The sequence below is a fragment of the Bacillus sp. M6-12 genome (assembly GCF_002860285.1).
In the GTDB taxonomy this organism is placed as follows: domain Bacteria; phylum Bacillota; class Bacilli; order Bacillales; family DSM-1321; genus Peribacillus.
In genome coordinates this window covers 121,929-137,411 of sequence record NZ_PGVF01000015.1, presented here as the reverse complement: position 1 = coordinate 137,411, position 15,483 = coordinate 121,929, and the positions used below count along the sequence as shown (strand labels likewise).

The following is a 15,483-nucleotide window of genomic DNA, read 5'->3' as shown; positions in this document are numbered from 1 at the left end:
ATGAACCCGAACGGAGAGAAGAAGGTGGCTGTAATCGGGGCAGGCAGCTGGGGAACAGCGCTTGCGATGGTTCTGGCGGACAATGGGCATGAGGTACGCTTATGGGGCCATAAACATGAGCAAATTTCAGAAATAAACGAAGAACATACAAACAAGAAATATCTTCCGGGTATCACCCTGCCAACCGGCATTACTGGCTACTCTTCTTTGGAAGCGGCGCTTGAAGGCCTTCGCATCATTATCCTTGCGGTTCCTACAAAAGCAATCAGGGAAGTTCTCGGGAATATACATCCTCTTGTTTCAGATTCGGTCACGATCGTCCATGTAAGCAAAGGAATTGAGCCAGACACGCTGATGCGTATTTCAGAAATGATAGAGGAAGAGATGCCCGAGGGGCTATTATCTGATGTCGTAGTCCTTTCAGGGCCAAGCCATGCGGAAGAGGTCAGTCTTAGGCATCCGACAACGGTAACGGTAAGCTCAAAAAATATGAATGCAGCTGAAGAAATTCAGGATCTGTTTATTAACCAGAATTTTCGTGTCTATACAAACCCGGATTTAGTTGGAGTAGAAATAGGCGGTGCCTTGAAAAATATCATCGCTCTTGCTGCTGGGATTACCGATGGGCTTGGATATGGCGACAATGCCAAGGCGGCTCTTATTACCAGGGGGCTAGCAGAAATTGCAAGGCTGGGAACCAAAATGGGGGCAAACCCTTTGACCTTTTCAGGCCTGACAGGCATCGGTGATTTAATTGTAACCTGTACAAGCGTCCATTCAAGGAACTGGAGAGCAGGAAATATGCTCGGAAAAGGCCAGCAGCTGGACGAGGTACTTGCCAATATGGGAATGGTAGTTGAAGGTGTTAGAACAACGAAAGCAGCTTATCAGCTTGCAAAAAAATACAGTGTGGATATGCCAATTACAAACGCATTGTACGATGTTTTGTTTAATTCGTCCAATGTAAAAAGTTCAGTTGACACTTTAATGAGCCGTATGAAAACAAATGAAATGGAAGATCTCATAAATATTCTTGGCGAAAGGCTGAGCGATTAAGCAAAAACAGCAACACCATGGGGTTTATACGTGCATAGTATATGTTTAACGGAACTAAGGTTACCGTTAGTTTTTAAATGCATGGGATGGGCATTCGGTGATCCGGATCCTTGCAGGCATGCATAAAATGCAACGTAGCAAACTGGTAGTTCTACCTGGAGTTGGGGATTTTTAGTCATGGGCAGGAGATTGGGATTTTTCCAATCTGCTGCCTTTTTTTTAATAGGATCTGTTTGACCTTGGCTGTTGATTTCAGCTCTGGTGGCGGTTCGGGAGCCCTCGGCGCTTTGGCCTGCGGGGTCTCCCTTGACTGTTATTCCCGCAGGACATTGAATGGGCATCCTTGAACAAACACCGCACGAAGGAAATGCGAAGCATTTTCGAGGAGTCTCGCTCCTTCCGCTCCAATCAATATAGTTGCAAAATTAACAATGAGCTTTAACATAGCTTTTTGATAAGAAGAGTTACCGGTAGCGATGGGTTTGGAGAGTAATTCAGGCGCTGTTTGTTTATTAGGAAGCATCAATACCATAATTGCCGCCTGCTGCAGCCACAGCTTTGTTTGCTCCTAAATGCTATGTCAGCCTCCTTCAGGGTGGCTCTGTCGCTTTGAATACTTTCTTGAAATAAAAAATGTATGAAGCCGTCTAAGGAATATTAGAAAATACTTTTTCTCAACGCAATTATCGTGTGTTATAATACTTCACGTTATAGGGAAACACCATATATAAATATTGGACAGGCCCAAAGAAGGATTTAACACGCAATCGGATGTTTTACATTGCTCCGGAAGAATCAGCCTATTGGTGATTTTTTGGCATTTTTTATTGGGATGAAGGAGAGAAAAAAGATGACACCAGCACTGCAAAAAATGTGGATTTCATTAGCCTCTATGCTATTTATGTTCATTTCAATTGTGGCTATCTATTTTAGCCGCTTTAAACTTAAAGGGATTTGGAAAATCTTAACGGCAATCATCGCCTATATTTTAATGATATCGGCTGGCCTTATTATACTTGTGGTAGTATTAAGCGGGCCGACCAAATGAAAAAACAAAATAAATATCATACAAAGCTGAAGGCCATTTTCGTTCACATTGGGATCGTTTTCCTGCTGTCAGGATGCCTTTACCCTGAAAAGAAGCTTTCAGAAAACCAAATCCCGTATAAAGACCATATTCAGTCAGTCCAAATGGCAGTTGACCAATTCCAGAAGGACGGAGGCGGAATACTTCCAATTAAGACGAAAGACGCTGAAACTCCTATTTATAACAAATATGTGATTGATTTTAGCAAACTCGCACCAAAATATATAGCTGAGCCGCCTGGCAACGCATATGAGATGGGCGGCATATTTCAGTATGTACTGACAGATGTTGAGAAGGATCCGACAGTTAAATTGTTTGATATCAGAATTTCTGAAGCGGTCCAGAATCTTCATACACGCCTTACGATTTACATGCAGAATAATGGCTTTCCTCCGTATAATGAGCAGCTGTCCAAAGAAGTGTACACACTTGATTATAAGAAAATGGGCTTGAAGGAAGAACCGACTGTTGTAAGCCCTTTTTCTGGACAGGCACTTCACTTTGTAATACATACGCCGGATGCCAAGCTATATGTCGACTATACACCTGATTTAATGAAAGCCCTAGAAGAAGGCGGGGAAGGAATAAAACCAGGTGAGGATATACGTCGCCTGTTGGTTGATGGCTCGGAATTTGTTCCGGCTAACTCTCTGCCGTACACGATAGATAATCAGAAAAAACCGGTGTTTATGACAAATTAGGAATAACCCTTTTCCTGCACAATATATTGTAGGAGAAGGGTTATTTTTTTCGCGGATAGGAAAGTGTAAAATTTTTGGGCTGAAAATTGCTATCTCCTTTCCATCCGCATAAGGGCAACTACGCCTCTGTCTTCGCCTTTCTAAGGCTCGCCAATCGACGAGTTTTCTAATCTTCATGTATCATTCTCAGTCTTGAATTTCAGCCCTTAATATAATTGCTCAAATCGTACTGGGGGGATTTTTTTAAAATAGCAGGAATATTCCTTTAGGACAACATCATAAATATATATTGTACTAGATTCATAATAGGATGATATGATCCCAGCAACTCTAATATCGGGAGGGGATACCTTGGAAAAGGTAGATATTTTTAAAGATATCGCTGAACGTACGGGAGGCGACATTTATTTAGGTGTAGTCGGGGCCGTGCGTACAGGTAAATCAACATTCATAAAGAAATTTATGGAACTTGTAGTGATTCCAAACATTGACAGTGAAGCAGAGCGTGCAAGAGCGCAAGATGAACTTCCGCAAAGCGCTGCAGGAAAGACCATCATGACGACTGAACCTAAATTCGTTCCGAACCAGGCAGCAAGTGTCCATGTCGATGAGGGCCTTGATGTAAACATCAGGCTGGTTGATTGTGTAGGCTATACGGTGCCTGGTGCGAAGGGATATGAGGATGAGAACGGGCCGCGGATGATTCATACGCCATGGTACGAGGAACCGATACCGTTTCATGAGGCTGCTGAAATTGGCACAAGGAAAGTAATACAGGATCATTCTACGATCGGGGTAGTTGTCACAACGGATGGGACCATTGGCGAAATTCCGCGTGCTGATTATTTAGAGGCTGAAGAAAGAGTCATTGGAGAGCTTAAGGAAGTTGGAAAACCGTTCATTATGATTGTGAACTCTGTCCAGCCGCACCATGCAGAAACAGAAGCGTTAAGGGTAAAACTTCAGGAAAAGTATGATATTCCGGTGCTGGCGATGAGTGTAGAGGGCATGCGTGAGTCGGATGTATTAAGTGTTCTTCGTGAAGCATTATATGAATTCCCTGTTTTGGAAGTGAATGTAAACCTTCCTAGCTGGGTAATGGTGCTTAAGGAAAACCATTGGCTCCGCAAAAGCTATCAGGAGGCTGTAAAGGAAACGGTTAAGGACATTAAGCGTTTAAGGGATGTTGACCGTGTCGTTGCACAATTCATAGATTTTGAGTTCATTGACCGTGCCTCGCTTGCGGGAATGGAAATGGGTCAGGGTGTAGCGGAAATTGATCTATATGCCCCAGATGAACTATATGATGATATTTTAAAAGAAATTGTGGGTGTAGAGATAAGGGGGAAAGACCACCTCTTATCACTCATGCAGGATTTTGCCCATGCGAAAGCGGAATATGACCAGGTGGCAGATGCACTTAAAATGGTAAAGCAAACAGGATATGGGGTTGCAGCGCCTTCACTTGCTGATATGAGCCTTGATGAGCCTGAAATCATCCGACAGGGAGCACGCTTTGGTGTTCGACTTAAAGCAGTTGCTCCGTCCATCCATATGATTAAAGTGGATGTGGAGTCTGAATTCGCACCGATCATTGGAACAGAAAAGCAAAGTGAAGAGCTTGTCCGTTATCTGATGCAGGACTTCGAAGATGATCCGTTATCAATCTGGAATTCAGATATTTTCGGAAGAAGCCTCAGTTCCATAGTCCGTGAGGGAATCCAGGCAAAACTTTCGTTAATGCCTGAAAATGCACGCTACAAGCTAAAAGAAACTCTTGAAAGAATCATTAATGAAGGCTCCGGAGGACTAATTGCAATTATCCTTTAAAAGGGCCGGATAGAAAGAGGCGATACCCGCTTGCAGGGTTTTTCGCCTCTTTTTTCTTTGGAAAAGGGGCGGAGCTTAGCCGATTGTTCGGGCTAAGAACAACTGATTAAATTAGGCTCCGTTTAAAGCTCATAGTTGATTTTACCACTATGTTGATGTCTAGCTGCAGCGCCCAGCCCCGACGCGCAGGAGAAGTAACACAACGGAAGCGATATATTGCACGAAACAAAGTGGTAGCTTTGTGAGGACGTGCTAGTGCCGATGTCGCCACAGGACGAAGGTTGTAACACGAATTTAGTTACAACACTGGCGGCTTTAGGCGTTCTTCCTCTGGCCAGAGTGCTTTCGCTTTTCTATTTTGGTGCGGAAGACGCAGGAAAGAGCGAATTTTCTTAGCTGTGAATAGGAGTAGAGACCTGTTTTTATACGAATAGCAGTTATTATTTGATATTTTAATGACCTTATAGTAGTTTGAAGCAGCGGCTAATTATTATTGATACGGCAGAAACAGTATGGGTTTTAGCCGGAATTTCCGAAAATTAATAAAAATATGCATCTTTTTATGAAAAGATTACCAATATTTTTTTTAATCTCTTGCTTATGGAATAGAGTTTATGATAATCTACTAACAGAAAACGCTATTTAAAGCCATTCTTACCTGGACTGGCGGGTATTGCCACCTTGTATTTTCGGGGCTTCTATTCATTGGAAGAGTAAATGATTGAAATATACGACAAGCAGGTATAGAATGTACCCTGAATGTTCAAAAAAGTAATAATTCACTATTATTCGGTAATAATGGGTTACTATTAAAGGCTTTTGGGAGGAGGTGAATGGCATGAACAAAACAGAATTGATTAACGCAGTTGCAGAAGCAGGCGAACTTTCCAAGAAAGACGCTACAAAAGCAGTTGATGCTGTTTTTGATACAATCCTAGATGCATTAAAAAGCGGCGATAAAGTACAATTAATCGGTTTTGGAAACTTTGAAGTGCGTGAGCGTGCGGCTCGTAAAGGTCGTAACCCGCAAACTGGCGATGAAATCGAAATCGCTGCAAGCAAAGTTCCTGCATTCAAACCAGGTAAAGCACTTAAAGACGCTGTTAAGTAATTACATAGAGCACTTTAAGAGAAAAGGGCCACGAATGTGGTCCTTTTTGCTCCTTATTTTACAAATATGATAATATGTAAGCGTGCTTTTTTCAGTTTCTACTGTACCTGGCAATACCTAATCAATCGGGTACAATGCAATGAAGGCAGCTGCAGCGGCCCAAAAGCGGGTAATCCGCTGCATTAATATTAATAGCGGGGGAAGGTTGCATGGACCCTGCGGTTTGCAAAGTACCTAGGAGGAAAATGATGTCGAAAGTAAATCACGCGAAAATAGAAGAAGCGGTTAAAATGATTTTGGAAGCAGTTGGTGAGGATCCGGAGCGTGAAGGCTTGCTGGATACACCGAAAAGAGTGGCAAGGATGTATGAAGAGATTTTTTCTGGACTGCAGCAAGATCCAGGGGAATATTTTGAAACTATCTTTGGTGAGGACCATGAAGAGCTTGTACTTGTTAAGGATATTCCATTTTATTCGGTTTGCGAACACCACTTGGTCCCTTTCTATGGAAAGGCCCATGTTGCTTATATCCCAAAGAATGGCAGGGTTACAGGTTTAAGCAAGCTTGCAAGGGCAGTAGAGGCAGTTTCAAAAAGGCCTCAGCTCCAAGAAAGGATTACGACTACCATCGCGAATTCAATTATGGAAAAGCTTAAGCCGCACGGCGTAATGGTCGTTGTTGAGGCAGAGCATATGTGCATGACGATGAGAGGAGTCAAAAAGCCCGGCTCCAAAACGGTTACTTCGGCTGTTAGAGGCGTTTTCGCAGAGGACTCACGGTCTCGGGCCGAGGTCTTGTCATTTATTAAGGGATAGCAATGGGGTGAGTAAATGGATGAAAAAACAAGCAAGGATTTTGTAGTGATAAAGGCAGAGGATGACGGTGTTAATGTAATAGGCCTGACCAGAGGAACTGATACCCGTTTTCATCACTCGGAAAAACTTGATGCAGGTGAAATAATGATTGCACAATTTACCGAGCATACTTCTGCCATTAAAATAAGGGGTAAGGCCAAAGTATATACCCCCTATGGAGTAGTCGAAAGTGAAGCGAAAAAAGCTGAATGAATTGTATTTATTAACCTTGCCGCGATTCTGCCGCGCAGGGTTTTATTTATTATTAGACAGGCTGATTGGATTTTGGACTAAATAATTGATCACAGCAGCCAAAATAGGAAAAAATCCATGGATTAGCCCTTTCCAAAGTTTTTTATGTTATAATGATGTGTGTTTTTAAAACAGGTACAAGGCCATACGCGGCCTATAAAAGAAATACATAGAAAACGGATATGACGATAAAAGGGATGCAAGGGTGATATCATATGTTAAACAGCGACAAAACATTGGCAGAATTAAAAGACATGATTGAAGCAAAAGCACATCATCCCTATTTGCTGCGATTTTTAGAAAAGCCTTTGATTGATGAGAATAAGCTGCTATTGCTCATTAGTATCTTTGAGGAACTGGATATTTCAGTGGAAGAACGTGATAAGTATATTCTTTCAACGATGCTGATTCAGATTGCCTTGGATACCCATGAGAAAGTGACAAATAAAGCTGCTGGCCAAGATAGCGAGGGTGTCCTAAAAAACAGGCAGCTTACCGTTTTGGCTGGAGATTATTACAGTGGCTTATATTATAAACTGCTTGCTGACATTGAAAATATCTCTCTTATCCGTGTCCTGGCTGAAGCCATAAAAGATATAAATGAGCAAAAGATTAATCTATATCAAAAATCGATAAATGAAATGACAGTGCTGAATGATACCCTTGCATCGATTGAATCAAGCCTGATCAGGAAAGTTGCTGATTCTTTCCAAAAGCATGACTGGATAGAGTTTTCATCCAGCTTCCTTCTGCACAATCGGCTTATTGAGGAAAAAAATAAATATATGGAAAGCGGACAATCCGTTATCTTTGATATATTGAAAAAAATGTCCTTTCCGAAGAGGGACAGGTCAAAAGAGCTTTCGCCTGATCAGAGAAAGCATTTACTGAATAAAATTGACCTTTGCATTAACCAGGCGCGCGAGGCAGCTGTTCTGGGGCTTGAGAAGCTGTCGCCTGATGGGGAATTGCAAAAAAAACTGGCTTCTTTCATAGCCGGTCATGCTGGAACGGCTAAATCGCTAGTGGAGGAAGGATAAACCAATGGGACAGTCTAAGGAAGAAAGAGTTCATCATGTCTTTGAAAATATTTATGATAAATATGACAAGATGAACTCAGTAATAAGTTTTAAACAGCATATTATCTGGCGCAGGGCTACCATGAACTTAATGAACGTTAAAAAAGGATCGTCTGCACTCGATCTTTGCTGCGGTACAGCTGACTGGTCGATTTCCTTATCCAAAGCCACTGGGCCCGAGGGCAAGGTGACAGGCTTGGATTTCAGTAAAAATATGCTAAAGATAGGTGAGCAAAAGGTAAAGGAACTGAATCTGCAAAATATCCGGCTTATCCATGGAAATGCAATGGATCTGCCGTTTGAAGACAACTCTTTTGATTATGTGACAATTGGGTTCGGTCTTCGGAATGTTCCTGATTATATGCAGGTTTTAAAGGAAATGAACCGCGTATTAAAGCCAGGGGGCATGGCAGTCTGTCTTGAAACCTCTCAGCCTACAATGCCGGGATTTAAGCAATTGTATTATTTCTATTTCCGTTACATGATGCCGCTATTTGGAAAACTATTTGCCAAGAGCTTTCAGGAGTACTCTTGGCTCCAGGAATCAGCACGCGATTTTCCGGGAATGCAGGAGCTCGCCCGGATGTTTAAAGAGGCAGGGTTTGTGGATGTTGCCTTTAAGTCTCACAGCGGCGGTGTAGCTGCTACACATTTCGGGTATAAAAAGAAGTAAGGTATAGCATTTATTAAGCTGGGTGGAATGTATGAAACTTAAAATGATGTATTCATTCTTGAATACAGACCTGCAATTAATAGAAAAAGAAATGGAAGCGACCCTTCAATCCGACTCCGCCGTGCTGAGACAGGCTTCTTTGCACCTGCTGCAGGCAGGGGGGAAAAGGATCCGCCCAGTGTTCGTCCTTTTGGCGGCTAAATTTGGTGAATATGATATCAATGTGGTGAAAAAAGTTGCTGTTGCGCTTGAATTAATCCATATGGCTTCATTAGTCCATGATGATGTAATAGATGATTCCGATTTGCGAAGGGGAGCTCCAACCGTAAAATCAAAATGGGACAACAGGGTTGCAATGTATACCGGCGACTACATCTTTGCCAGATCCCTTGAAATTATGGCGGAAATAAAAAATCCTCTTGCTCATAAAATTCTTTCCCAGACAATTCTTGAAGTAGCTGTCGGGGAAATAGAGCAAATTGACCAGAAATATCAGTTTGACCAAAATATCCGCACATATTTCCGCAGGATAAAAAGAAAGACGGCCGTACTTATTGCAGCGAGCTGCCAGCTTGGAGCGATTGCAGCTGGGGTGCCAGACCATATACATACCAAGCTCTACAAGTTTGGCTACAACGTTGGTATGGCATTTCAGATTACCGACGACATTCTGGATTTTACTGCTACTGAAAAAGAACTGGGCAAACCTGCAGGCAGCGACCTGAGACAAGGGAACATTACGCTTCCAGTACTCATGGCAATAGATCATCCTCATATAAAAGAATTGGTTAGCAATGTAAGCGAAGGCATGCCGCAGGAAGAACTTTCATCTGTAATAGAGGTTATTACTCGATCGGGCGCCATTGAGAGGGCTTCGGCTGTTAGCGAAAATTATTTAAGCAAAGCGTTTGCCGAGCTTAGAGGCTTGCCTGCTAATAGGGCAAACAAGACTCTATATGAGCTTGCCAGGTTTATCGGAAAACGAAAATATTAAGGCAGCGATTGGGCTCAGGTTGATAAATTTTCATAAAAATGATAATATTTTCAAGGATTGTCTAATTAAAGGCAACTAACATACATAATCGTAGGAGTGGAGCTTACATGGAAAAAACATTTTTAATGGTAAAGCCTGACGGAGTACAACGTAACCTGATTGGTGAAATCGTTTCCCGTTTTGAAACAAAAGGTTTTCATTTAGCAGGTGCAAAATTGATGGCGGTTTCAAAGGAACTTGCTGAGCAGCATTACGGTGAACATAAAGAGCGTCCTTTCTTCGGGGAGCTTGTAGACTTCATTACTTCTGGTCCGGTTTTTGCTATGGTTTGGCAAGGTGAGAACGTAATCGCAACAGCTCGTCAAATGATGGGTGCAACAAATCCAAAGGATGCAGCAGCTGCAACAATCCGCGGCGATTTTGCTATCACTGTTGGCAAAAACGTAATCCACGGCTCTGATTCATCAGCAAGCGCTGAACGCGAAATTGCACTTTTCTTTAAAGAAGAAGAACTTGTGGAATATTCAAAGCTTATCAATGAGTGGGTTTATTAATTCTCCGCCGGCTAATTAATTATGAAAAAAGTAAACACCTACGGTGTTTACTTTTTTTTGTTAATTATTGATGCTCCAAATGTCTGCGCCCATAAACATCTGTTAAACTAATCCGATATACCTATAGAAGTCTAGACAGCCGAATATTAGTGCAGGGAGAAATGGAAGATGCCGCAAGATTACCTTGAGTTTATAAACCAGATAAAAAAAATTTCAGGAATAGATTTATCCTTATATAAAGAAGCCCAGATGAAACGGAGACTTACTTCCCTTTATGAGAAGAAAGGTTATTCTTCTTTCCGGGATTATGCTAAAGCTATCCAGTGCGATAAACAGATTATGAATGAATTTCTGGACCGCATGACAATTAATGTTTCTGAATTTTACAGAAATGCCAAACGGTGGGAAGTGCTCGAAAAACAGATTCTCCCTCGTCTGCTCCAAAAATCTAAAAAGCTAAAAATATGGAGTGCTGCCTGTTCAACAGGGGAAGAACCTTATACAATCGCGATGATTTTATCAAACCTGGTTCCTCTATCCTCCATTTCGATTACGGCAACGGATATTGATACTAATGTAATTGCACGGGCCAAGCTGGGGGTATATCCGTCGAGGTCACTGAATGAGGTTCCCCCTAATATTAAAGCAAAGCATTTTACTAAAGAGGGAGAATTTTATAAGGTTACAGAGGAAATAAAACAGACAGTTACCTTTAAACAGCACAATCTTCTCGCCGATCCGTTTGAGTCTCAGCATGATTTAGTTATCTGCCGGAATGTGCTTATATATTTCACAGAGGAAGCAAAGGATATTTTGTACAGGAAGTTTAGCCAATCTCTTAAATCAGGCGGTGTTTTTTTTGTAGGAAGTACAGAGCAGATTTTCAACCCGGCACAATACGATTTTGAAACGGAAGATACTTTTTTTTACCGGAAGCTATAATATAGGAGTTTTCGGCAAAGAGCCTTGATCCGAATATCAAGGCTTTTTTCTGTTGAAAAAGGGGCGGAGCTGCGCCGATTGTTCGGTAAAAAAATAAATTAAATAAAAATGTAAATTCTAAGGAAGTTGTATCGTTTAGCTTCGCTCAGGAAAAAAAGAATTTATTATACATTACTATAAGTCTTCTGCACTCCTTATCTTTTTTCTTTGAGAAAGGTTAAAGCCAATTTGGGTTGTGACTAAGTTCTGTCACAAACATTGTTGGTCTTAACCTGACGCTTCCTCTTTCTAAAAAAAGCGGAATTTTCTATCATTTGAGATACCCACATTACGAAAAACTATGGTATATTGATACATAAATCCTTTAACGAGGAAAAGGAGGAGGAACTCTATATGCGTTACTTAACAGCAGGAGAGTCACATGGACCTCAGCTAACAGCTTTAATTGAGGGACTTCCGGCGGGAATGCCGATCACCGAGGAAGATATCAGCTTCGAGCTTGAACGAAGGCAAAAAGGCCATGGAAGAGGCAGAAGAATGCAGATTGAAAAGGATAGGGCATTTATTTCTTCCGGGGTCAGGCATGGTTATACCCTTGGATCACCGATCGCTTTGGTTGTTGAAAATAAAGACTGGACACATTGGACAAAAATAATGGGAAGCGCTCCGCTGTCGGAGGATGAGACGGAAGAAGTAAAACGCAAAATCACTCGTCCGAGACCAGGACATGCGGATTTAAATGGGGGCATTAAATATGGCCACAGGGATTTAAGGAATGTTCTGGAGCGTTCATCCGCAAGGGAAACTACTGTTCGTGTAGCGGCGGGTGCAGCAGCAAAAAAATTGTTGTCGCTTCTTGGTATACATATTGGCTCTCATGTTTTGCAAATTGGCGATGTAAAGGCCGCACCTGCAAATTATCAAAACCTTCAAGAGCTGAAGGAAAGGACAGAAGAATCTCCAGTCCGCTGTTTTGATAAGGAAGCGGAGGCTCTAATGATGGCGGCAATTGATGACGCCAAGAAAAATGGTGACTCCATCGGCGGCATTGTTGAGGTTATTGCGGAAGGGATGCCTGTGGGTGTAGGAAGCTATGTCCATTATGACAGAAAGCTGGATGCTAAACTGGCTTCAGCCATCGTCAGCATTAACGCCTTTAAAGGGGTGGAAATCGGAATCGGCTTTGAAGCTGCGGGAAGATTTGGCAGCGAAGTCCATGATGAGATTGCCTGGAGCCCGGAAGATGGTTACTATCGTAAATCGAACAGGCTTGGCGGGCTTGAAGGCGGAATGACTACAGGTATGCCTATTGTTGTACGAGGGGTTATGAAGCCAATTCCTACTCTATATAAACCTTTAAAGAGTGTTGATATTGACACAAAGGAAGAATTCACTGCAAGCATTGAACGTTCTGACAGCTGTGCTGTTCCTGCGGCAGCTGTAGTAGCCGAAGCGGTGGTAGCGTGGGAACTTGCCACAGCAATAGTGGACCAATTTCCTTCTGATCGCTTTGATAGACTTGCTGAGTATATAGAACAATATAGGCAAGAAACTAAGGAGTTTTAATATGGAAAGCATTATCGTCCAAACATCTTCGGAACAGTATCCAGTTTATATTGGCAAAGATGCAATTAAAGGGCTGCCTGACTTTTTGAAAAGTGAAGGATTTGACAAGCGCAAACTGCTAATCTTAACTGATGAGAAGGTAGCAGCTCTTCATTTGAAATCTGTCAAGGAGCTCCTTAAGAATAATGGTTTGATTGTTAATGAGTACATTGTCCCTGAAGGTGAATTCGCTAAAACTTTTGAGGTTTTTTATCAATGTCATACATATGCACTTGAAGCTGGCCTAAATCGAAATTCCCTTATTCTTGCCTTGGGCGGGGGAGCGGTAGGCGATCTTGCCGGATTTGTGGCTGCAACTTTTATGCGTGGAGTGCCTTTTATCCAGCTGCCGACAACTCTGCTTGCCCATGATAGTGCTGTTGGAGGAAAAGTGGCAATCAACCATCCGTTAGGGAAAAATATGATTGGCGCTTTTCACCAGCCTAAAGCAGTTTTTTATGATCTGGCATTTTTACATACACTCCCGCTTTCTGAACTTCGATCGGGGTTTGCTGAAGTGATCAAGCATGGACTGATTCAGGACGAAACTTTTTACAATTGGCTTCAGGATAATATTTCCGGACTTGAAAAGCTTACAGACGGTCAACTGTCATACATGATTCAAAAAGGTGTTGGAATTAAAGCGGCCATCGTTAAGGAGGATGAAAAAGAATCTGGAATCAGAGCTTTTCTAAACCTTGGACATACATTGGGGCATGCAATTGAATCCGAAATGGGTTATGGGAAGATTAGCCATGGTGAAGGGGTTATCATCGGCTTGTTATTTGCTTTAAAACTTAGTATTCAGGAGCTTGGTTTTCGTTTTGATTTGGCTAAGCTTATTGACTGGCTTGAGTCCCTTGGATACCGGACTTCAGTTCCAGCTGAACTTGAGCCGGAAAAACTTATCACTATCATGAAAAAAGACAAGAAAACGGTAACGAGCAAGGTGAAATTTGTCTTATTAGAACAAATTGGTTTTCCAAAGCTTGTTGAACTGTCTGATGATATTATTAAAGACTTGCTGGTAACTATGTATTCGTGAGCTGAACGAGAAATGAGGATGCAGAATGGAGGGGCAGAGATGATAAGAGGAGTCCGCGGAGCGACGACTGTCAATAAGAATGATGAGACGTTAATTGTTAGAGAGACTGAAAAGCTTTATTTGGCCCTGATTAGTGAAAATGAATTAAAGGCGGATTCTGTGGCATCGGTATTTATTTCGGTGACCGATGATATTAATGCAGCTTTTCCCGCTAGAGCACAACGAAATATTGAAGGGTGGAAATATGTTCCTGTCATGTGCATGAAAGAAATTGCTGTGCCGGGAGCTCTTCCGCTCTGCATTAGAATTATGATGCATGTAAATACAGAAAAAGACCAGCAGGATATCCATCATGTTTATTTAAATAAAGCAGTCTCGTTAAGGCCTGATCTGCAGCCATCAAACTAAGTAAATAAAATGAAGGCCCATTTGAAAATAGGATAATTATTGTAATTGCTTTAATTTAGAAGATAACTTAAAAAAGAAGAAGTAATTGCAGAAACAATTCCGTCTATGTGATACAATATCCATATACTTTGTCGCTTTAAAGTAATAGTGAATCGAGGGGTTTGGTAATGAAATGGAAAGAAGCGGTAACAAATTTACAGCCTTATCAGCCTGGCAAGTCCATTGAAGAAGTAAAAAAACAATACGGTTTATCAGAAATAACAAAATTGGCATCAAATGAAAATCCTTTTGGCTGTTCAAACCTTGTCCGGGAAGCTATAGGAAGCTATGGAACCTCCTATGCACTATATCCTGATGGCTATGCCACAAATTTGAGATCAGCGGTCGCTAGGCATGTTAACAAACAAGAAACAGAGCTGATTTTCGGAAATGGATCAGATGAAATTATCCAGATCATTTCGAGAAGCCTGCTTTATCCGGGGCGTAATACCGTCATGGCAGCTCCTACTTTCCCGCAATATAAACACAATGCTGTCATTGAAGGTGCAGGCATTAGGGAAGTGCCTTTAATTAATGGAGCCCATGATTTAACAGCAATGCTTGCAGCGATTGACGGGGAAACATCGGTAGTCTGGGTCTGTTCACCGAACAATCCGACCGGTATCCATATTCCTGAGAGAGAGCTTGTCGGCTTTTTATCCCAAGTTCCAGACGACGTTATGGTCGTTCTGGACGAAGCATATTTTGAATATACAAATGCTGAGGATTATCCTGATTCAGTTAAATTGCTCGATTCCTTCCCTAATCTAATAATCTTGAGGACTTTTTCAAAGATATACGGCCTTGCTGCTTTCAGGGTTGGCTATGGAATTGCACATAAGGATATTATCCGCAGACTGGAGCCGGCACGCGAGCCATTTAATACAAATACACTCGGCCAGATTGCTGCAATCGCTGCGCTCGGTGACCAGGAATTTATCATCCGCTGCAAAGAGGAAAATAAAAAGGGTCTGCAGCAGTTTTACAGCTTTTGTGAAGAAGCAGGTCTTGCCTACTATCCTTCACAGGGAAACTTCATCTTGATTAATTTTGAGATGGATAGTGATGAAGTATTTCAATTCCTGCTTGAAAAAGGATATATAGTCCGTTCTGGCAGGGCGCTTGGCTTTCCTGGCTGGATCCGCGTTACAGTTGGTTCACAGCAGCAGAACGAAGGAATCATCCAGCAAATGAAATCTCTGCTGGCTGTAAGGAATAAATAGAAATTAAATTCTTTTAGGAGAGTAGATAGG

Annotated in this window: 18 protein-coding genes; 17 read left to right on the top strand and 1 reads right to left on the bottom strand. The window is 41.9% G+C overall.

All coding sequences use genetic code 11. The features are described from left to right. Positions 1-1,056: an NAD(P)H-dependent glycerol-3-phosphate dehydrogenase gene (locus CVD28_RS17990; protein ID WP_101594561.1), complete on the top strand. Its 1,056-nt coding sequence runs from the start codon at positions 1-3 to the stop codon at positions 1,054-1,056. A gap of 313 nt (positions 1,057-1,369) precedes the next feature. Here CVD28_RS17990 and CVD28_RS17980 read toward each other — a convergent pair whose 3' ends face one another. After that, the gene (locus tag CVD28_RS17980) at positions 1,370-1,588 is read right to left on the bottom strand and encodes a hypothetical protein (protein WP_101594555.1); all 219 of its coding nucleotides are present in this window, start codon (positions 1,586-1,588) and stop codon (positions 1,370-1,372) included. A gap of 318 nt (positions 1,589-1,906) precedes the next feature. On the opposite strand from CVD28_RS17980, the gene CVD28_RS17975 reads away from it, so the two are divergent. From CVD28_RS17975 to hisC, 16 genes are all read left to right on the top strand, one after another. After that, positions 1,907-2,104, top strand: coding sequence for a DUF2768 domain-containing protein (locus CVD28_RS17975; RefSeq protein ID WP_101594718.1), 198 nt, complete (start codon positions 1,907-1,909; stop codon positions 2,102-2,104). Further along, complete coding sequence (locus CVD28_RS17970) at positions 2,101-2,844, top strand: hypothetical protein (protein WP_180954213.1); 744 nt, start codon at positions 2,101-2,103, stop codon at positions 2,842-2,844. Before CVD28_RS17975 ends, CVD28_RS17970 begins: the two co-directional genes overlap by 4 nt. A 351-nt stretch (positions 2,845-3,195) precedes the next feature. After that, complete coding sequence (spoIVA, locus tag CVD28_RS17965; RefSeq protein ID WP_101594552.1) at positions 3,196-4,674, top strand: stage IV sporulation protein A; 1,479 nt, start codon at positions 3,196-3,198, stop codon at positions 4,672-4,674. A 255-nt stretch (positions 4,675-4,929) separates the two neighbouring features. Then, positions 4,930-5,070: a hypothetical protein gene (locus CVD28_RS28215; protein WP_180954212.1), complete on the top strand. Its 141-nt coding sequence runs from the start codon at positions 4,930-4,932 to the stop codon at positions 5,068-5,070. Positions 5,071-5,512: 442 nt separating this feature from the next. Continuing rightward, complete coding sequence (locus tag CVD28_RS17960) at positions 5,513-5,785, top strand: HU family DNA-binding protein (protein WP_071351175.1); 273 nt, start codon at positions 5,513-5,515, stop codon at positions 5,783-5,785. Between the two features lie 248 nt (positions 5,786-6,033). Further along, positions 6,034-6,600, top strand: coding sequence for a GTP cyclohydrolase I FolE (gene folE / locus CVD28_RS17955; protein ID WP_101594547.1), 567 nt, complete (start codon positions 6,034-6,036; stop codon positions 6,598-6,600). 15 nt (positions 6,601-6,615) lie between these two features. Then, positions 6,616-6,852 (top strand): trp RNA-binding attenuation protein MtrB, encoded by a 237-nt coding sequence (gene mtrB / locus CVD28_RS17950; RefSeq protein ID WP_101594545.1) that lies wholly within the window; start codon positions 6,616-6,618, stop codon positions 6,850-6,852. Between the two features lie 254 nt (positions 6,853-7,106). After that, a complete protein-coding gene (locus CVD28_RS17945) occupies positions 7,107-7,931 on the top strand; it encodes a heptaprenyl diphosphate synthase component 1 (RefSeq protein ID WP_101594543.1) in 825 nt (274 codons plus the stop codon). A 4-nt stretch (positions 7,932-7,935) separates the two neighbouring features. After that, positions 7,936-8,643 (top strand): demethylmenaquinone methyltransferase, encoded by a 708-nt coding sequence (locus tag CVD28_RS17940; protein ID WP_101594541.1) that lies wholly within the window; start codon positions 7,936-7,938, stop codon positions 8,641-8,643. A gap of 31 nt (positions 8,644-8,674) precedes the next feature. Further along, complete coding sequence (hepT, locus tag CVD28_RS17935; RefSeq protein ID WP_101594539.1) at positions 8,675-9,637, top strand: heptaprenyl diphosphate synthase component II; 963 nt, start codon at positions 8,675-8,677, stop codon at positions 9,635-9,637. A gap of 107 nt (positions 9,638-9,744) precedes the next feature. Continuing rightward, the gene (ndk, locus tag CVD28_RS17930; protein WP_101594537.1) at positions 9,745-10,191 is read left to right on the top strand and encodes a nucleoside-diphosphate kinase; all 447 of its coding nucleotides are present in this window, start codon (positions 9,745-9,747) and stop codon (positions 10,189-10,191) included. A 168-nt stretch (positions 10,192-10,359) separates the two neighbouring features. Beyond that, complete coding sequence (locus CVD28_RS17925; RefSeq protein WP_101594535.1) at positions 10,360-11,133, top strand: CheR family methyltransferase; 774 nt, start codon at positions 10,360-10,362, stop codon at positions 11,131-11,133. Positions 11,134-11,526: 393 nt separating this feature from the next. Next, the gene (gene aroC / locus CVD28_RS17920) at positions 11,527-12,699 is read left to right on the top strand and encodes a chorismate synthase (protein ID WP_101594533.1); all 1,173 of its coding nucleotides are present in this window, start codon (positions 11,527-11,529) and stop codon (positions 12,697-12,699) included. Position 12,700: 1 nt separating this feature from the next. Beyond that, positions 12,701-13,783 (top strand): 3-dehydroquinate synthase, encoded by a 1,083-nt coding sequence (gene aroB, locus CVD28_RS17915; protein WP_101594531.1) that lies wholly within the window; start codon positions 12,701-12,703, stop codon positions 13,781-13,783. A gap of 39 nt (positions 13,784-13,822) precedes the next feature. Next, the gene (gene aroH, locus CVD28_RS17910; protein WP_101594528.1) at positions 13,823-14,191 is read left to right on the top strand and encodes a chorismate mutase; all 369 of its coding nucleotides are present in this window, start codon (positions 13,823-13,825) and stop codon (positions 14,189-14,191) included. Positions 14,192-14,358: 167 nt separating this feature from the next. Beyond that, positions 14,359-15,453, top strand: a complete 1,095-nt coding sequence (gene hisC, locus CVD28_RS17905) for a histidinol-phosphate transaminase (RefSeq protein ID WP_101594526.1) — start codon at positions 14,359-14,361, stop codon at positions 15,451-15,453. The last annotated feature ends 30 nt before the right edge of the window (positions 15,454-15,483 follow it).